This window comes from Cryobacterium sp. PH31-O1 (assembly GCF_030063455.1).
In the GTDB taxonomy this organism is placed as follows: domain Bacteria; phylum Actinomycetota; class Actinomycetes; order Actinomycetales; family Microbacteriaceae; genus Cryobacterium.
Window position 1 is genome coordinate 34,359 of sequence record NZ_JASITB010000002.1, and the last position, 17,893, is coordinate 52,251.

Sequence of the window (17,893 nt, forward strand, 5' to 3'; positions counted from 1 at the left end):
ATGCCGGTGAGATTTGCGACACGTCGTTTGGGGCATCTGCGGCGGCGTGCCGCACATTGAGGTGCCCAAACGGTTACCCGCGCCGCCGCTCGCGCAGTCTTTACCCGTAGTGCCGTTCACAAGTGCGGAGATTTCGCACACACCGGGTCACTCCAGCGAAATTTCACGCATTCTCGGGAGTATCTCCGCAGTTTTGAACGCCACCTCGAGTAGAGCTGCAAAAGCGGATGCCCACGCCCCCGAAATACCGCCGCCCCAAACCGCCCGCGGACTGTGCGACCGCCCCACGCCGGGCTACGGTGTCGGAATGAGATCACACCAGCGAAGCCCGGTCACCGAGTGACGACCGATCAGGGGCTCGACGCCGTCGTCGTCGGATCCGGCCCGAACGGGCTCGCCGCCGCCGTCACTCTCGCCCGGGCCGGCCTGAGGGTGCGGGTCTACGAGCGCAACCCGGTCATCGGCGGCGGAGCGGCGACCGCCGAGCTGACCCTGCCCGGGTTTCACCACGACGTGGGATCCGCCGTGCATCCGCTCGCGCTCGCCTCCGAGTTCTTTCAAAAATTCGGCCTCAAAGACCGCATCGAACTGAAAGTGCCCGAGATCTCCTATGGGCATCCGCTGCCCGGCGGCCGCGCCGGCGTGGCCTGGCACGACATTGAGCGCACCGCCGCCGGCCTCGGCAGGGATGGTCCGGCGTGGCTGCGGTTACTCGCGCCGCTCGTTGACAACATCACAGACGTGGCCGAACTCACCGGGGATGCGCTGCTGCGGGTGCCGCAGCATCCGCTCACGCTGACCCGGTTCGGGCTGCGCACCCTCGAGCAGGGCAGCCCCGCCTGGAACTGGCGATTTACCGGCGAAATAGCACCGGCGCTGCTGACCGGCACGTTCGCCCACTCGATCGGCAGGCTGCCGAGCCCGTCGACGGCCGGTGCCGGACTCACCCTCGCCGCGCACGCGCACGCCGGCGGCTGGCCCATTCCGGTCGGGGGAAGCGGCGCCATCGCGGCGGCCCTCGCTGACGACCTGCTCGCACACGGTGGAGAAATCGTAACGGATGCCGACATCACCAGCCTCACGCAGCTGCCGCTCGCCAGCATCGTGCTGCTCGACGTGACGCCGCGGGCCCTGCTCGAACTGGCCGAGGGCGCGCTTCCCGCTCGCTACGCGACAGCGCTGGGGCGGTTTCGCTACGGCAATGCTGTCGCCAAGGTGGACTTCGCACTCTCCGAACCGGTGCCGTGGACGGCGAAAGATCTGCGGCGAGCGCCGACCCTGCACGTGGGAGGCACCCGCGCCGACCAGGCTCGTGCCGAAAACGCGGTCGCCCACGGGCGGCACTCCGACTCCCCCTACGTACTCGCCGCCCAGCCGAGCATTCTCGATGAAACCCGCGCCCCCGAAGGCCAGCACGTTCTCTGGGCGTATACGCACGTTCCCGCCGGGTCGAGCCGTGATCAGACCGAGCAGATCACCCGGCAGATTGAACGCTTCGCTCCGGGCTTTCGCGACACGATCCTCGCCTCGGCCAGCCAGACCGCTGCGCAGATGCAGCAGAACAACCCCAACCACATCGGCGGGGATATCGCGGCCGGTGCCATCAGCCTGCTGCAACTCGCCCGGCGCCCGGTGCTCTCCGGCGATCCCTGGCGCACGCCGCTCAAGGGCGTCTACCTGTGCTCGTCGTCAACCTCGCCCGGCCCCGGTGTGCACGGCATGTGCGGCTATCGCGCTGCGCTCAGCGCCCTGGCCCACGAATTTCACATCGAGACACCCCCGGATCTTTCTCCCCCGAAGCTCTAGCTCTCGTTCGGGGCGCAAACGCGGCGCCGTGCGCAAGCGAGTGGTACGTTGCCTCGGAGTTTTTCGCAACACGCCGTGATTTCGCGCTGCTTTGAGCGGTATGTCGCGAAGTACTCCGAGATTACGCGCACGGGCCGGCCCGAAGTCGAGCAGCCGGCCCACCGCAACGCTCGCTGAAACCGCATCCGCTCGCTGAAACCGCATCCCAAGGAGTTTCCATGGCCGTGAACTATCGAGCATTCGCCTGCACCGCCGAACAGGTCTTCGCGGTGCTCGACAACGGATGGCTCTACCCCACCTGGGTGGTCGGCGCGAGCCGCATGCGCGATGTCGACGACAGCTGGCCCGCTGTCGGCAGCCGCATCCACCACTCGGTGGGAATCTGGCCGGCCCTGCTCGACGACACCACGTTCGTGCTTGAATGGCAGGCACCCCGCCACGCCATGCTCAAGGCCCGCGGCTGGCCGATCGGTGAGGCGCACGTGTCGATCGACATTCAAGATCGCGACAGCGGATGCCTCGTGCGCATCACCGAAGACGTCGTAGCCGGCCCCGCCCGCCTGATTCCCACTCCCCTGAGCGATCTGGCCATCGGCTGCCGCAACGCCGAAACCCTGCGCCGGTTGGCCTATTTGGCCGAGGGCAACGCCACCTAGCCGGGTTCACGAAAGCGGGCACCGCGCTGCGCCAGCTACCCCGAAGCAACCATTTACCCGCCCTCGACTGACACCGGCACGCTCGACAACACCGGTAATCTGAGGAGTATGTCCGCCGTGCAGAGCCGCCTCGTCATTCGACTCTTCGCGACCTTCGTCTGGTTCACCGTTTTGGCCGGCCAGTTCTGGCGCAACCTCGGCGGTTGGTGGGGCTTCGGCGCCATCGCGGTGATCGTGGTCGTCGGCAGCATCATCGGCCTGAACACCCAGCGCACCAACGCCCGCAACCGGGCCACCGCTCTCGCCCTGGTCGCAGCGGGCTCTGGCCCCGTGCAAACACCCGACGATACCCCCACCGATCGCGACATCGCCCGCGGCCGCACCTACCAGGCAGCCCTCGCCCCACCCCTGAACTGGCGCAAATTTCCGAAGACCATCACCGCGTTCCTGCTGCTGGCCACCCTGTCGATCGCGTGGTCGTATTACCCGGGGGCATCCGCTCTGGGAATCACCCTGCAGCTCATCACCACCCTTGCCGCCCTGTTTCTGGCCGTGACCCTCACCTGGCCGGAGCTGCTGCGCACTTTGGCCGGCGCCCTGCGCTGGGTGCTCGCGCTCAGCCTCGTGTTCGAACTGTTCGTGGCCGTCGTCATCCAGAACCCCGTGTTGCCCTTCTTCGTGGACTACGGCACGAGCAAGGTTCCAAATGCCTTCTACTGGTCGCGCGGCCTGCTGCTTGACGGCGGCCCGATCGAGGGCATCGTCGCCAACCGCAACCTGCTCGGATTCGTCGCGTCAATAGCCATCATCGTCTTCATCGTGCAGTTGAAAGCGCACACCGTCAGGCGCAACGCCGGCCTGGTCTGGCTCGGCCTCGCCGTCGGGATGCTGCTGCTCACCCGCTCCGCTACTGTCACCGTCTCGCTCGTCGCCGTCGTCGCCGCCCTGCTCTTTGCGCTCTGGGCGCGCAGAGTGCACGATGAGCACCGGCGGCCGTTGTATGTCGTGGCGGGGGCATCCGTTTTGGCAGTTGCGGCAGCCCTCGCGCTGTTTTCGTCGCAACTGTTCGGGCTGCTCGGCCGCAGCGACGACCTCACCGGTCGCTTCGACATTTGGGCCAGCGTCACCCAGCTGGCCTTGGAACGCCCGGTGTTCGGCTGGGGCTGGGTGAGCTACTGGGTGCCGTGGGTGGAACCGTTCAACGATCTGGCCGTACGTAAGGGCGTCACCTACCTGCAGGCGCACAATGCCTGGCTGGATGTGTGGCTGCAGCTGGGCATCGTCGGCGTTATTTTGTTCGCGGCGCTGGTGTTCTCCACCCTGTGGCGGGCCTGGTTTCTCGCCGTGGACCGCCCGCGGCTCGGCGTGAAAGACACCGAACCGTTCGCCGTCTCGGCGCTGCTGCCGCTGCTGCTGCTCGCCGCGCTGATCGCACAGAGCGTGGCCGAAAGCCGCCTGCTGATCGAGAGTGGCTGGGTGATTCTCATCGTGCTCGCCGTCGTCACGAAACGTCAGCAACACGCGCCCCGGCCGATGCCGTGAGTTGCGGCGCGGTAAATTAGAGGATGCCCTCCCTGCACGACGCCCTTCGCCGCGTGCTCGCGTCGCCAAAATTCGCGTCAGCGCTCACGCTCGCCATTCTGGCCACCGCCTTCAGCACCCACCTGCTGCGCAGCGTCATGGGCTGGCCCGGCCTCATCGGCATTCTCGGCGGCCTCGTCGTGCTCGCCGTACTCTCGCTGCTGGCCCGCCGCCCGATTGTGGAATGGCACGGCCTGCTGCCCATCTCGATCATCGCGTTCGTGGCCTGGTGCGCGCTGTCCGGCGTGTGGAGCGGTTACGTCACCGAGACCATCATCGGCGTCAGCTACCAGATCACCGTGGGGTTCCTTGCCATCTACGTTGCCCTGGTACGCGACACCTTCCAGGTGGTGCGCGCCATCGGCGACGTGCTGCGGGTGTTGCTCGGCCTCTCCATCGTGCTCGAAGTGCTCTCGGGGCTGCTGCTCGACCTGCCCATCGCTTTTCTCGGTGTGGTCGGCGATATCGATCAGCTCGGCCCCATCCAGGGCGTGTTCGGCTCGCGCAACGTCTTCGGGCTCATCGCCCTGATCGCCGCTGTCACCTTTTACGTCGAACTGCGTGCGAGGTCTATTCCGCGCGGCCTGGGCCTCGGCTCGATGTGGCTGGCCGGCATCTGCCTCGTGCTCACCCGCTCGCCGGTCATCGTGGTCGTCGCCCTCTGCGTGATCGTCGCCGGGCTGGCCCTCTATCGCTTGCGCCGTGCGCCCGTTGACAGTCGCTGGCGAGCCCAGCTCGGCCTGGTGGCGGCAGCTCTCGTCGCGGCCGGCGCGGCCTGGCTCGGCCGCACCACCATCATCGGCGCCCTGAACGCCGGAAGCGAGTTCGAAGCCCGCTATTCCCTCTGGAGCGAGATGTGGCGGCTGGTGAAGCTGCATCCGCTCGAGGGGTGGGGCTGGGCCGGATTCTGGCCGCAGGACGTGACCCCCTACGGCTGGCTTGAGTTCACCACCGGGCGCGCTCACGCCACCGGTCTCAACGCCTACCTCGACGTGTACTTTCAGGTTGGACTGATCGGCTTTCTCGCCTTTCTCGCCCTCGTGCTGCTGGCCCTCGTGCGGTCCTGGCTGCTCGCTTCGAACAAGCGCTCGCTGGTCTACGTCTGGGCGCCGCTCATTCTGGTGACCCTGCTGGTGACGAGCGCGGCGGAGAGCACGATTCTGTTCGAGTTCGGCTGGCTGCTGCTGGTGATCTGTTCGGTGAAGGCCGCGCAGAGCTTGAGCTGGCGAAGCGCCCTGCCTCACAAGCCCGACCCCGTCGGTTCGTAGTCTTTGCCCACTGCTCGACTCCGGCCTCTTTTCGAAACTCCGCACCCCGCGGGTCGAGCCCACCGTCACCGCCAGACGACCAACGGTGTGGGTCTTGCCTATCCCGTGCCTGCAGACGAGTGCGTCAGCAGGCTTCCGCATTTCGCTGCCGTTTGAATTCGAGCATGAGCGGGCTTTTGCTGGCGAGCGCAATCAGCGTCTGCGTCGGGTCGATGGTCGCGGGTGGTTGCAGCCAGAACTCGCCAGGCTCGCCAATCACTCGCCAGCCTTCCTGGTGAAGACGGCGGTGGCAGGGCCCGCAGAACAACAGTCCACGTTCGATGTCGGTCGCGCCGTTGTCACGCACCCACTGGTCGGCGTGGTGCGCCTCCGTTCGGGAGGGTGGCATGTCGCAGCCCGGAAACATGCAACCGCCATCGCGCACACCCATGGCCACGCGTTGCGCCTCGCTGAAGGTGCGTGCGGTGCGGCCCAATTTCAGCGGATGCCCCGCCTCGTCTACCAGCAGCCGCAACTGGCCGGTGTCACACAGGTATTTCTGCACCGTTTCGAGTGAAATCGGGGCCAGGTTTCCCTCGAGAAAACCGTGCCCGACGCGTTTTGGTGATTGGGGAGGAACCGATGCTGGTGGAGTTGGTTGTGAAGCAATTGATTCGGTCAGAGCCGGCGAGCCGGCTCTCGGCGTCGCGGCGGCGGCTCCCGCGCCCGGTCGAGCGTTACCCCGTGCTTCGCTTCCGGTGCGGTCTGAGGCGTCCGGCTTCGGGCTGTTCGCGTCAGCGCCAGTCACCTTCACCCCACGCGGTACGGCCAGCCCGGCCCGTTGAAGGTCGGCCTGGGTGACGATGATGCGCACTGCCGGCTGGCGTCCGCCGTACACCTTGGTGGGGTCGGCGTCAGAGCCGGTCTTGAGCAGCGCTGTGAAGCAATCGGCGGCGATCTGGTCGACGGTGCGGGGGTCGTTGCGCACCCGGTCGGCCCACGCTTCCTGCTCGGGGTCGACGAAGCGCACGCCGCCGCGACGGCGCGGGCTGGTGAGGCAGTCGTAAGCGCTCAGCCAGTACTCGCCCTGCTCCGGTGCGAGCAGCCCGCTGAGCACGACCATGCCGTCCTGGCGGCGAAACAGTTTGAAGCTGGTGTCGTCGCGGGCCTGCTTCTCCCTGGCCCGGATGCCGGCTTCGTCGAGCTGGTCCCGTAAGCGGCGAGCCCGCCGGTACACCGACTCCACGTTGAGCCCGGTGACCTCCGGCACCAGTGCCGTGAGCGCGTCCCGAAGAATCTGGGCCGATACGGCCAGGTCGATCTCACCGAGGCCGCGTCGCAGTGCGTCGGCCTGGTCGACCGTGAGGTTTCCGGCAGCGACGGCGTGCACGATCGGTGCCTGCCACGGCAGCTCCACGATCTCAGATTGCACTTCGCAGAGGTCACGATTATTCGGAGGGTTCAGCAGCAATTCCGCTGCTCGCTTGGCCGCTTGGTCGGCCGCCAGCTTTTCTGCAGCATCCGTTTCGCCGATCAGAATGCCCGACATGACAAGCTTCACCGCCTCCCCGCGGCTGGAACCGTTCACGTGCTGAATCATCGCCTCAGGAGTGGCGAACCCCTGCCGTGCCGCCAAACCCGCCCGGCCCAGCTCCGGCCGCGAGCGGCGGGCGACGGTACCGGCCATCCACGCCGCAAACACATCGAGAAGCCGCCGCGCCTCGGCCAACAACTGCTGACCGGCCAGCACCTCAACCTCTGACAGGGCGTCGAAAGCCGCGCTGCAATCGCCCAGAGAAGCGACCTGATCGGCCGCCCGGCGAAGCTCATCAGCGAGGTTGTTCATACCCCCATTCTCTCACTCCACACGTGAATTACCGAGAAAAGCTCATAATCTGTGGATAACAAATCGAACTGAAATCCGTGGAGGAGCGGCGCCAAATGGAAAGTGGGCCAGCCCCTTGGCACCCTAACTGCTACGCCTGCTACACTCACGGTATGAGAACAATCGCTCATCGTGACCTACGCAACAACAGCGCTGAGGTGCTCCGCGCCGTTCGGGATGGCGAGACTCTCCAGATCACCAATCACGGCGAGGTTGTCGCCGTACTGTCCCCACCGCCCGCCGCACCGCTCGGCGGCATTCGGCACCAACCGCCCCTAACCCGCGGAGGGTTTTCAGACCTACCACTCTTCACTGCTGCGGAGAGCACCGAGTCTGCCCTGCACGACCTGCGCGCCGAGCGTTGATCACCTACCTGGATACCTCTGCCGTCGCCAAGCTGCTCGCGGACGAACCAGAGAGCCAAGCGCTCCGGGCGCACCTAGACGACAGGGTCGCGGCCGGGCACGCCGACCTCGTCTCGGCATGTCTGCTGGAAACCGAGTTGCGGCGCCTGGCCACGCGAACAGGAATACCACAAACCGCGGTCACTGACGTGCTCTCACGACTGGCCTTGATGGACATGGACCGCAGCGTCTTCCGCGAAGCCGGGCTCCTCACTGGCACCAGCCTGCGGAGTCTGGACGCCCTCCACATCGCCGCAGCGCTCCAAGCCTCGGCAAACGAGTTCATCACGTACGATGCTCGCCAGCAGGCGGCAGCCGAGGCCGTCGGTCTGCGCGTATATACCCCCCGGACGGAGCTAGCTGAGCCTCAGTGAGATGCATCCGTTCAACTTTTCGCCCTTCAGCAGCGAATGCCGCAACCCATCGAGGAGCGCGCGCCACCAGAAAGCGGATGCCGGCAGCCAGACTCGCCGGGCGAGGGCTCAGACCGGCTGCACCAAATCGCGCAGCACGTCTTGCAGCCCCAGGCCGAACCGGGTGTAGTCGCCTCGGCGCCAGCCCCGCACAATCGGCGCAACCCGAAGCAGGCGGTGCTGCGAAAGCGCGCTGCGCATGCGCTCGTGCGTCAGTTTCGCATCGATCAGCGCCAATACCGCAGCGGATGCCGCCGGCTCGAACCCCGACGCCCGGTGCTGCAGCGCTTCGGACCGGGCTAACAGGCGAGCGTTCCGCGCGGTGCGCGGTGCCCGCAGCCGCCCGAGCTTGCCGGAGGCGTCGAGCGTGGTCACACCGATCTGATTGTTACCGTGCTGCCGGTAGTCGGTGAGCGGCTCGTCGAGCAGGTCCACCATTCCGGTGGCAGCAGCAACCATGGCCAGCCACTCATCGTGCACCCAGGCAGCAGGAAACGGCGTCGCGGCCGCTACGAGCTCGCGCCGCACCATCATGGTCGCGCCTGTGACGATGTTGCGCCGGAGCAGGGCGTCAAAGGCATGCCCCTCGTGCACGCCAGCGCGGTCGGCATCTGACACTCCGAGCGTCTGCAACAGGGTCAGCCCGAGCGGGTTCCCGACCGCGTCGACGAGACGAGCCTCGGCGTGCAGCAGCAACAGGCCGGGCCGACGATCGAATTCGGCGGTCATGCGCTCAAGGCGTTGGGGCAGCCAGACGTCGTCCTGATCGCAGAGCGCAATGAGGTCGCCGGTGCACGCGGCGAGCGCCTGCTCAAAGTTCGCCGTCACCCCGAGCGCCTTCGCGTTCTGCAGCACGATCAGGTCGAGCGCTGAACTCGGGTTCTCGCGAAGCCAGTCTGAAACGACGCGCCGAGCGATGGCGAGCGAGGCATCCGTCGACCCATCATCAGAGACAACGATCTGCCCCGGCAGCACCGTTTGGTTGAGGATGCTGTCCAGTTGCTCAGCGAGATAGGCCGCACCGTTGTAGGTGCACAGGGCGACAGACACACTCATAGTTAGCGGCGTTTCACGCCGACCGACAGCACACCGAGAAACATGCCAGCCATGATCGTCTGGGAGCCCAGCATCATGAGCAGCGCGGCCGGGATGGCCGCGCGTAGGGTGGCGCCTGCTTCAAGGGGACCAAAGTCGTTCGACGCCCAGCCGACAAGCTGGCCGACCGCAATACCGAGACCGATGATGAAGAGAAGCAATCCGACCAATGCCCCGCTCTCGAGGCTGATGCGCTTTTCCAGGCGGTCGAAGTTGCGGCTGCGCGGAATGCGAAATCCTTCGCGCTGCGCATAGATCTTGGTGAGAATGGCAAACAACACGGATTGATAGCCAACCACGGTGAGCGCGGCGAGATACAGCTGAGAAGAGTAGGTAAACCCAATGCGGCCGAACACCACCGGACCAAAGCCCAGCAGCATTACCCCCACGAACCCCAGCACGAACGCAGCGGTCCCGGGGATCAGGAACAGCCAGCGCGGGCTGAAGATGAGCAGAAAGCGCAGGTGGCGCCAGCCGTCGCGCCAACTCCGCAGGTGCGGCGGGCGACTGCGACCGTCTTTCGCGAGCGTGGTCGGCACCTCACTGACGCGAGAGCCGCCGAGGGTCGACTTGACGACCATTTCGCTGGCGAATTCCATTCCGGTGGTCTGCAAGTGCAGGTCGAGCATCGACTGACGATTGAACCCGCGCAGGCCGCAGTGAAAGTCTTTGATGGGCGAGCGAAACAGCATGCGCCCGATCCAGGACAGCACCGGGTTACCGAGGTACTTGTGCAACGGCGGCATGGCTCCGGGCTCGATACCGCCACGAAAGCGGTTGCCCATGACAAGTTCGTCGCCCGCGCGCAGGCGCTCAACAAAGCCGTCCAGGCTGCTGAAGTCGTAGCTGTCGTCGGCGTCGCCCATGATCACATACGTGCCGCGGGCATGCTCGATGCCACCGTTGAGGGCGCTTCCGTAGCCCTTCTCTGCAATAGCGACGACGCGAGCTCCAAGTGACTCGGCGATCTGCTGTGATCCATCGGTACTGCCGTTATCGGCGATTAAAACTTCGCCGACCACCCCGCTGCGCTCGAGATATCCGAGGGCCTTGTTGACGCAGACCGCCAGGGTCTCAGCTTCGTTCAGACAGGGCATGAGGATCGTCAGTTCGATCGTCGAAGTTTGTTGCATGTGCGTGTAGGTCCTGTCTATGTTCTGCGGTGCGTCCCCAATCGTACAGACTTAGTGCACTATGAACATTGGCCTCGTCATCACCACCCTCGGCCGCGAGCAGGGGTTGCGCCGACTCCTCCAGTCACTCGAGGGCCAAGTCGTCGCCGAAGACGCCATCGTAATCGTCGCGCAGCGCAATCTAAAAGCGGTCGAAACTCTCGTCAGGGATTTCGCCACCATCGGTTGCGACATCGTCGTGACCACGTCAGCGCTGGGCGCCTCGCGGGGGCGCAATGCCGGTGCCGAGGCTCTCCCGGCCGGTGAGGACTACCTCCTGCACTTTCCAAACGACACAACCTGGTTTCCTCCCGGCACAATCGCCGGTATACGGTCCACGCCGAGTGCGGCAAGCGCCGGCGCACTCACCGTCACGGACGAGAATGGCCCGAAATTTCACCTACCCGCTGCGGGAACGCCTCTAGACCGCTGGAACATCTGGACCGTCATCGAGATGGGCCTGGTCATGCGCCGCAGCGTGTTCACCTCACTAGGCGGTTTCACGGAGTCGATCGGCACCGGAGCCTTGACGCCGTGGCAGTCGGGCGAGGCCACCGATCTTCTGCTGCGTCTTATGCACGCCGGCCAGGCCGATTCTTTTGTGTGGTTGCCGGCCGACATCGCAATCGGCGGCATCTCCGACCCGCATGGGCTATCCAACAGCCAGCGTCGACGCAAGTTGCGCACCTATGCCCGCGGGTTCGGTCGCCTGCTCAGCGTCTGGGAGTACCCGCTGTACTGGCGAGCAGCCGCGCTCGCCGGGGGGCTGCTTTTCGGCGCGCGAAATCGGTCATCGTTTCACATAGCGGATGGCTGGTGGGTTTTCGTGGGCCGATTCGAAGGCCTCACCGGCCGCTGCGTCGGCAAGAACACGACGACGGCGGTCGATCGATGAGCCTGTCCCTGCCACCGCAAATTCGGCTCCGCGGCGCGGCAATGTCGCTCATCACCCTGCTCGGGGGCGTCTCCTTGGCCGTCATTCCGGCCGCGACAGTCGCCATCTCAGCTCGCCAATTCACTTTGGAAGAACAGGGCGCCATCGCCGTTGCTGTGATGCTTGCCACCTTCGCCGGTCAGGTGACCTTCGCGGTCGTGATCGAATCACGACTCAGCTCGGCCGCAACGGCCCGACGGGTAACGTTTCCGCTCTGGCTCGCCGCGCTGTCGGTGTTGACTGCGATCATCGTGGGCTTCAACTCCAGTAGTGCGGTCGTGCTGTGCGTTGCCCTTCCGGTGCTGCTGGCCTCGCTCGAGGTCGGCCGTGGGGTGTCCGTTGCCGAGCGTCTCGACACTCGTGAGATCTGGGCATCCGTTCTGGTCGGCTCTGGAGCACTGGCTGGAGTGCTCGTGGCATTCACCGCCCAGACCTGGGGAATGATTCCCCTGGTCGTCGGAATCGCCCTCGCCACCTGTGTGCGATCCCTGCCGGTAGCGCATCAGCCCAGCCGGCCCGACCCGGCCGTCATGGGTTGGGTGGTTGCAGACACTTCTATTACCGGTGTCATCTATCCACTTCTGAACGTGATGATTCTGGCGTTCATCGGTCCGGCTCAGGCCATCATTTTCACCGCCATCTCAACGGTGTCAGGGTTGCTGGCGATTCCGCTCAACTTCTTGCGACTTCGGCTCCTCAAGGAGCACTCCCGACTCGATATCGGGGTGTCCGGGCTCGCCTTGTTGGGGGCCATCGTTGCACTGGGCATTCTCGAAGCGACCGGCACGTTCGGTTTCATCTTCGGTTCGGCCTGGTCTCTCTCAGACACTGCGCTGCCGCTCGCCGTCGCCTGCGCGTGGCGAGCCACGTCGCTACTGACGACAATCCCCTTTGCTGCCCTGAGGCGCATGGGCGCGGTACGCCTGCTGACCGGACTGCGTGCGATCGTCGCCGCCATCACATTTGCTCTTGCCGGGCTGGGGCTCGTAACCCAGAACATCGTCTGGGTTTTCACTGGAATGCTCGTGGCCGAACTGATTTCCGCGGTGATCTACGAAGGTGCCCGCCGCTCCCAAACCGCGCTGGTGACCAAGGACTAATTCAATGCCGCTACCGCTAATTTTGGTCGACCTGCTGTTCTTCACGGGCAAGAAGGGCGGCATGGAGTCATATGTTTGCGAGGTATACAGCCGCCTGCCGAGTGAAGATGCAGGTGTTCGATTCATAGCCCTCGCCTCGAGCGAACTCGCCGCGGGCGACACCTCTTGGTTTCCCGGCGACGTGATCGATTCCGGCATCAGCGGCGAAAACCGGGTGGCGTGGGCGCGCGGCGAGTTGTTCAGCGTTGCCGGGTTCGCGCACCGCCGCCGCGCCTCGCTCATCCATTGCCCGGCCAACCTGGGTCCGCTCCATTCACGTGTTCCGGTCGTCATGACGATCCACGACCTGCTGCCCTTTCGGCATCCGGAGTATGTCCCCGGCGCCTACTCGCTCATCCTGCGCATCCTCATTCGATTGGGTGCGCGCACCGCCCGCCGAGTTCTCACAATCAGCGCAGCCTCCCGCACCGACATCCGCCGCTACCTGCACATCAAACGCACCCCGGTCGACGTGATCCCACTGGCCGGCGAGACGCGGGGCACAGCGACCCCCACAGTCGCGCGGCGCACCGACCAACTACTAGCCGTCGGCAACCGGATGCCGCACAAAAACTTCTCGACGCTGCTCGCGGCGCTCGCGCTGCTGCCGGAACAGACGCGACCACACCTGGTGATTTCTGGCAGTCACGGTGACGACCCGCTCACCCCGCTCGTTCGTGACCTCGGACTTCAGAAGTGGGTGTCGTTGCGTGGCTGGCTCACCCCCGAAGAGCTGGACACGCTGTACGCCGAGTCAACCCTGTTTGTATTTCCGACATTCTTCGAGGGCTTCGGGCTACCGGTTCTCGAAGCGATGGCGCATGGTTGCCCGGTACTGTGCTCCGACATTCCAGTGCTGCGTGAGGTCGCCGGTGACGCGGCCGGGTACGTCGACGCTCACGACGCCGCCCGGCTCGCCGACAGTATCGGCGAGCTCTTGTCGTCGCCCACCAAGTTGGCGCGTCTTGCGACGACTGGGCTGGCTCGGGCCAAAGAGTTCACCTGGGATCGCACCGCGCAGCAAACGCTCGAATCGTTTCAGCGGGTCCTGAAAGAACGGTAGGCCTGCAAGATCTGGTCGATCGAGTGGCTGAGACCGCCCGCCGTGCGTTGCTGCTCGAACCAATTGTGCGTGGATCGCCGCAGGGGCTCGCCGGCGGCCACGACCGCCACAATGGCCGCGGCAAGATCGTCGGGTTTCACTGACGGTGCCACGGAGCCGTTGACACCGTTGTGAACCAGCTCGGCAGCCGCATTGTCGGGGCCGGCCACGACTACGCTCGGGGTAGCCACCGCGGCCGCCTCGGCGACAACCAGCCCAAATCCCTCACGGCGTGACGGGTTGACCAGTGCCCGGGCGCCGGCCAGCAGGGTGTGTAGTTCCTCATCGCTGACCCGACCGGCGAGCGTGACAGCGTCGTCGAGACCCAGCTCGGTGATGCGCGTGGCGACGGCGGCCGTTTCGGGCCCGGACCCCACGATCAGCAGGCGTAGATCGTGAATCTGTGTGCGCGCCTCCCGCAGGGCGGGCAGCAAGTCGATGAGTCGCTTGTCGGCGATGTGCCGGCCGACGAAAATCAGGTACGGCTCGTCGCCGCGTTTGGCCGTCGCGTCGGGTGCGGCACCGACGAGGTCGATCAGCCCCAATGTGACCGGAGCTGCTCCCCGGCGATAGCTCCGAATACGTGAGCCGGTGAAGTGACTGTTCACGGTGTGAAGGTTGCCAAGGCGAATGGCGACAAACTGAAGCAGCGAGGCGACGGTGCCCATCAGCGCCCCCGAGTAGGCGCGCCACTGGCGCCAGCCCCACACCTCGAGCCAGTCGGACACGACGAAGGTCTTGCTTCCGGCCAACGCCAGTTGCACCGCAAAGACGTTGAGCACAGGCAGCGCGCTGACGATGACCACGTCGTAGTTGTCGCGGCGCGCTCGAAAATGGCGAAAAAGCGCCAATGCAAACTTCACGGCGCTCACCGGCGTTCGCGTGCCCGCGCTGTTGTAGATCGCCCCGTGCCACACCGGCACGACCGAAAAGGTCGCCTCCGGGGCCGGGCCATCCCACTGACCCCGCGTTACATAGTCGACCTCGCTCCCTCGATCGGTGAGCATCTCGGCCATCCGTCGATACACTCGCTCGCCGCCGCCCGAGTTGATCGGAAAGAAGCAGTCGTAGGCGATCGCTACGCGTGGCTCAAGCACGTTCAAGAGTGGCCGGTCCCGCGGGGGTTGGTCGGCAAGTTGTCCTCGAGCACGCTTTCGTTGCTCGCCGAACTCAAGATGACATCTGGTTGGCGTATAGCCAACCAACTGCACCAGATGGCAAAACCGATGGACGTCAAGGCGAACACGGTCAGGAGTGTTATCCAGCCGAGCGGCGGTTGCCATGCCGGATCAGTGAGCATAATGCTTACAGGGTGCCCCTTGCCCACCACGTAGCGTTTCATCACAATCATGAAAGCAACGACAGAATATGAGGCCAGAAGGATGCCGGCCATCAAAGAAACCCTTGGAGCAAGATTTGCTACTCGAGCCCCGTCCCTACCAGACAGTATCCACGCAGCGACGATGGCAACACCGACATAGAGGAAAAGCCCGTAGCGACCCTGCCAGATGATTCCCGTCTGGCTCACGCTGTATCCCTGCACCAGTGGAGGGACGAAGAGGGCTGCGGCCAAAATGACGGTCATCGTCAGCAGGCTCCGTCTTGCGGCGACAGCGAAAGCCAGAATTACGAGAAGTGAGAACGCGGCCACAAACAGCCAATAGACGTGCTCAGGAAGCGGTGTGTCAAGCCAACCGAAGAACCCGAGTGCTTGCAACACGTAATCCGGCGTCGCTCGCAGCGTATGAGTGAAGCCCTCAACAAACGATGCGCCGACAAGAGGAGCATCAGATGCCTCCGCCTGCCCCGATAGGCTTCCGCCAAAAAATGTCCACGCAATCGAGAAGATGCCGCCAGCCGCGATGAAGGCCAACGCTACATAGCTCGAGCCAGTCGTGAAAAGGCGTTTAACAGGACTCCAACCGCACGCCAGAAAGCACATCAGCACAATAACCACAAGCCACAATGGTCCTAACGATCGTGTGGTGACGAGCACAATCGACGAAATGGCTACGGCAAACCACAGATACCGACGGGAAAGCACCGAAACAGTACCGTCATTGTGTCCGTTGAAGTGTTGCAACAGGCGAAGAAGTGAAACCCACAACGCTGCGGATGCGGCGATTTCAAGCCCGTTCGGATTTACCGAACCGCATAAGTACGTGATCATTGGCGTGAAAACGAAAGCAAGGCCGAGAGGCATCCATCGAGATCGCCGCGCCGACATCGCGATCTGAAAAGCCAGACCCGCGAAGGCAGCGCACAGCAGCCCACTAATGATGCGCATGGCGTAGATTCCCGCGGAGCCGTCGAGCATCAACGTTGGCCATCCAACGGCGTAGTAGTACAGGGGGTTATATGCGCTCACCCATGTCGGAAACCAGTCAAGACCTCCTTCATCACCGAGCGCGAAATCGCACGCAGCTGGAGTTTCTGGCGCGAACAAATAGCACAACATGCTCTGGCTGTAGGAATACTCCGGCGGCAGGTCAACCACTGTGTGTTTGACGCCAGGGACGCTGTATCCGAGAACCTGACCACGCACCTGGGCGATTGCCTTTGTAGCGTGGGCATTCTCGTCTGGCACCGAGAAGATCGGGCTGGCCAGCGACCAAACCGTAGCCAAAAGGGCGAAAAATAGAAAGGCAGACCAGAAAACACGCCGTGGACCACGTGCGCCGAGGCCGATGGGCGGTTCGTTGGACGGAGCCTCCATAGTCGATAGAGAATTCAGTGACACTCGTTCAGGCTCCCGCCAGATTTCTTTGGCACTGGGCGTGCCACATATAGGCTAACCGAGCACTTCTTCCGTTGGGGCCCCAGCATATGTGCCGCGAACTGGCCCCATCGACACCTCTCGCTAGAATGAGCGTCATGCCGTTGCTCGAAAAAACTCTCATTGTGATGCCTGCATTCAACGAAGAAGAAGTCGTGGGCGCAGTCGTAACCGAGGTGTTGACGACGCTTCCGGGTGTAGCGTGCCTCGTTGTAAGTGACGGCTCCACTGACAGGACCGCCGAAGCCGCCGCTCGGGCCGGGGCTGTCGTGTTGACGCTCCCGTTCAATTTGGGGGTCGGCGGCGCCATGCGGCTGGGATTCTTGTACGCCGTCTCCAACGGTTTTGACAACGTTGTCCAGCTCGATGCAGACGGCCAGCACGACCCTCGAAACGTTCCCGAACTCGTCGCGCGGCTCGACACTGCCGACATCGTCATCGGTGCGCGGTTTGCAGGCACCGGTGATTACGAGGTCAGCGGCCCCCGGAAGTGGGCGATGAAGCTCCTTTCAACGATCATCAGCAAAATCGCAAAGACGCCCCTAACCGACGTGACGAGCGGTTTCAAGGCAGCAGGGCCACGGGCCGTGCAGCTGTTCTCCGTTCACTATCCGGCGGAGTACCTCGGGGACACGATTGAGTCTCTCGTGCTCGCTTCCCGTGCAGGCTATTCGGTGACCCAGGTTCCTGTAGGGATGCGTCCCCGCGCTGGCGGCGTTCCGTCGCACAATCCGCTGAAGAGCGCCATCTACCTTGGCCGTGCCGGGATGGCCTTGATCATCGCACTATGGCGCACGCCCATTTCGAGTAAAAGGTAACAGCCCATGAACTCTGTCTCCTACTTCTTCGCAATCGCGGCCGCGAGCGTCGCATTACTGTCGGTCGTTGAGATGTTACGACGCCAACGGTTCAGAGAACGCCATGCGTTTTGGTGGCTTCTGGCAGCACTCCTATCCGTCGTGGTGAGCGTCTTCCCCGCAACATTGGAATGGGCCTCTTCCGTTGTTGGGGTGGAAGTGCCCAGCAATCTGGCGTTTTTCGTAAGCATCATCATCTTGTTCTTCGTCACCGTGCAGCACAGTTCTGAACTCACCACACTCGAGGAGAAGACGCGCACCCTAGCGGAACACACATCCCTAATTGAGCTGCGCCTGGGCCGTCTCGCGGAGCGTCTAGATAGCCAGCCAGACGCACGCGACAAGTAGCCCGATGACACGCGATCACTCGTTCGTCACGGTCAGAAACACGATTGCTGTTCTATTTCGCCACAGCGTGGTGCGGTATCTGATCATTGGAGGCATGAGCTTCCTGATAGACATTGGCTTACTAGCCCTTTTTTACCAAGTGTTCGGCTGGCAGCTGTGGTTGGCGACCGGATCGGCTTTCCTACTGACTTTCGTCTTCAACTACTCGCTTCAGCGGGCCTTCTCCTTCGGTTCGGATGCCGGCCATGGACGTACTCTGCTCAGATACCTTGTGCTTCTCGGGGCGAACACGTTGGCCACAATCGGCATTGTTTGGGTTGTGGATCTATCTGCTTTTGGTTGGAGCGTAGGCAAAATAGCGGCCACGATCATCACCACGGGATGGAACTACTTCATCTTCCGCTACTGGGTTTTCGCTGGGGCCAGTACCACCGAGCGTTCTTGAATGACGAGAACGTCATCAGGAGCCCACCCAAGC

The 17,893-nt window shown here is 64.0% G+C and carries 17 protein-coding genes; 12 read left to right on the forward strand and 5 right to left on the reverse strand.

The annotated features are described in order from the left end of the window. Positions 1-339 precede the first annotated feature (339 nt). From QMK31_RS04935 to QMK31_RS04950, 4 genes are all read left to right on the forward strand, one after another. Complete coding sequence (locus QMK31_RS04935) at positions 340-1,806, forward strand: phytoene desaturase family protein (RefSeq protein ID WP_283499852.1); 1,467 nt, start codon at positions 340-342, stop codon at positions 1,804-1,806. A 218-nt stretch (positions 1,807-2,024) separates the two neighbouring features. Continuing rightward, entirely contained in the window at positions 2,025-2,462 is a 438-nt protein-coding gene (locus QMK31_RS04940) for an SRPBCC family protein (RefSeq protein ID WP_283499853.1), read from the forward strand. A 108-nt stretch (positions 2,463-2,570) separates the two neighbouring features. After that, complete coding sequence (locus QMK31_RS04945; RefSeq protein ID WP_283499854.1) at positions 2,571-4,004, forward strand: O-antigen ligase family protein; 1,434 nt, start codon at positions 2,571-2,573, stop codon at positions 4,002-4,004. Between the two features lie 23 nt (positions 4,005-4,027). Beyond that, positions 4,028-5,311: an O-antigen ligase family protein gene (locus QMK31_RS04950; protein ID WP_283499855.1), complete on the forward strand. Its 1,284-nt coding sequence runs from the start codon at positions 4,028-4,030 to the stop codon at positions 5,309-5,311. Between the two features lie 124 nt (positions 5,312-5,435). Here QMK31_RS04950 and QMK31_RS04955 read toward each other — a convergent pair whose 3' ends face one another. Beyond that, positions 5,436-7,136 carry an HNH endonuclease signature motif containing protein gene (locus tag QMK31_RS04955; protein WP_283499856.1) on the reverse strand — a complete coding sequence of 567 codons (1,701 nt, stop codon included), beginning with the start codon at positions 7,134-7,136 and terminating at the stop codon, positions 5,436-5,438. A gap of 152 nt (positions 7,137-7,288) precedes the next feature. On the opposite strand from QMK31_RS04955, the gene QMK31_RS04960 reads away from it, so the two are divergent. Together QMK31_RS04960 and QMK31_RS04965 are read left to right on the forward strand one after the other, a co-directional pair. After that, the gene (locus tag QMK31_RS04960; protein ID WP_283499857.1) at positions 7,289-7,540 is read left to right on the forward strand and encodes a type II toxin-antitoxin system Phd/YefM family antitoxin; all 252 of its coding nucleotides are present in this window, start codon (positions 7,289-7,291) and stop codon (positions 7,538-7,540) included. After that, a complete protein-coding gene (locus tag QMK31_RS04965; protein ID WP_283499858.1) occupies positions 7,537-7,953 on the forward strand; it encodes a type II toxin-antitoxin system VapC family toxin in 417 nt (138 codons plus the stop codon). Before QMK31_RS04960 ends, QMK31_RS04965 begins: the two co-directional genes overlap by 4 nt. A 108-nt stretch (positions 7,954-8,061) precedes the next feature. Here the strand turns inward: QMK31_RS04965 and QMK31_RS04970 are convergent, their stop codons facing one another. Together QMK31_RS04970 and QMK31_RS04975 are read right to left on the reverse strand one after the other, a co-directional pair. Next, complete coding sequence (locus QMK31_RS04970) at positions 8,062-9,048, reverse strand: glycosyltransferase family 2 protein (RefSeq protein ID WP_283499859.1); 987 nt, start codon at positions 9,046-9,048, stop codon at positions 8,062-8,064. 2 nt (positions 9,049-9,050) lie between these two features. Then, positions 9,051-10,220 carry a glycosyltransferase family 2 protein gene (locus QMK31_RS04975; protein ID WP_283499860.1) on the reverse strand — a complete coding sequence of 390 codons (1,170 nt, stop codon included), beginning with the start codon at positions 10,218-10,220 and terminating at the stop codon, positions 9,051-9,053. Between the two features lie 61 nt (positions 10,221-10,281). Here QMK31_RS04975 and QMK31_RS04980 point away from each other — a divergent pair, with 61 nt between their 5' ends. Genes QMK31_RS04980 through QMK31_RS04990 form a run of 3 tightly spaced genes read left to right on the forward strand, consistent with a single transcriptional unit; the run spans position 10,282 to position 13,395 of the window. Further along, positions 10,282-11,154: a glycosyltransferase family 2 protein gene (locus tag QMK31_RS04980; protein ID WP_283499861.1), complete on the forward strand. Its 873-nt coding sequence runs from the start codon at positions 10,282-10,284 to the stop codon at positions 11,152-11,154. A gap of 41 nt (positions 11,155-11,195) precedes the next feature. Continuing rightward, positions 11,196-12,293, forward strand: a complete 1,098-nt coding sequence (locus QMK31_RS04985) for a hypothetical protein (RefSeq protein ID WP_283499862.1) — start codon at positions 11,196-11,198, stop codon at positions 12,291-12,293. 4 nt (positions 12,294-12,297) lie between these two features. Beyond that, positions 12,298-13,395, forward strand: coding sequence for a glycosyltransferase family 4 protein (locus QMK31_RS04990; RefSeq protein WP_283499863.1), 1,098 nt, complete (start codon positions 12,298-12,300; stop codon positions 13,393-13,395). On the opposite strand, the gene QMK31_RS04995 is transcribed toward QMK31_RS04990, so the two are convergent. Together QMK31_RS04995 and QMK31_RS05000 are read right to left on the reverse strand one after the other, a co-directional pair. Next, complete coding sequence (locus QMK31_RS04995; protein ID WP_283499864.1) at positions 13,371-14,531, reverse strand: glycosyltransferase family 4 protein; 1,161 nt, start codon at positions 14,529-14,531, stop codon at positions 13,371-13,373. The two genes, QMK31_RS04990 and QMK31_RS04995, sit on opposite strands and share 25 nt — an antisense overlap. A 2-nt stretch (positions 14,532-14,533) precedes the next feature. Next, the gene (locus QMK31_RS05000) at positions 14,534-16,174 is read right to left on the reverse strand and encodes a DUF2142 domain-containing protein (RefSeq protein ID WP_283499865.1); all 1,641 of its coding nucleotides are present in this window, start codon (positions 16,172-16,174) and stop codon (positions 14,534-14,536) included. A gap of 134 nt (positions 16,175-16,308) precedes the next feature. Between QMK31_RS05000 and QMK31_RS05005 the strand changes: the two genes are divergently transcribed. Genes QMK31_RS05005 through QMK31_RS05015 form a run of 3 tightly spaced genes read left to right on the forward strand, consistent with a single transcriptional unit; the run spans position 16,309 to position 17,860 of the window. Continuing rightward, a complete protein-coding gene (locus tag QMK31_RS05005) occupies positions 16,309-17,028 on the forward strand; it encodes a glycosyltransferase family 2 protein (protein WP_283499866.1) in 720 nt (239 codons plus the stop codon). 6 nt (positions 17,029-17,034) lie between these two features. Then, positions 17,035-17,415 carry a DUF2304 domain-containing protein gene (locus tag QMK31_RS05010; RefSeq protein ID WP_283499867.1) on the forward strand — a complete coding sequence of 127 codons (381 nt, stop codon included), beginning with the start codon at positions 17,035-17,037 and terminating at the stop codon, positions 17,413-17,415. Positions 17,416-17,419: 4 nt separating this feature from the next. Then, positions 17,420-17,860 carry a GtrA family protein gene (locus QMK31_RS05015; RefSeq protein WP_283499868.1) on the forward strand — a complete coding sequence of 147 codons (441 nt, stop codon included), beginning with the start codon at positions 17,420-17,422 and terminating at the stop codon, positions 17,858-17,860. The last annotated feature ends 33 nt before the right edge of the window (positions 17,861-17,893 follow it).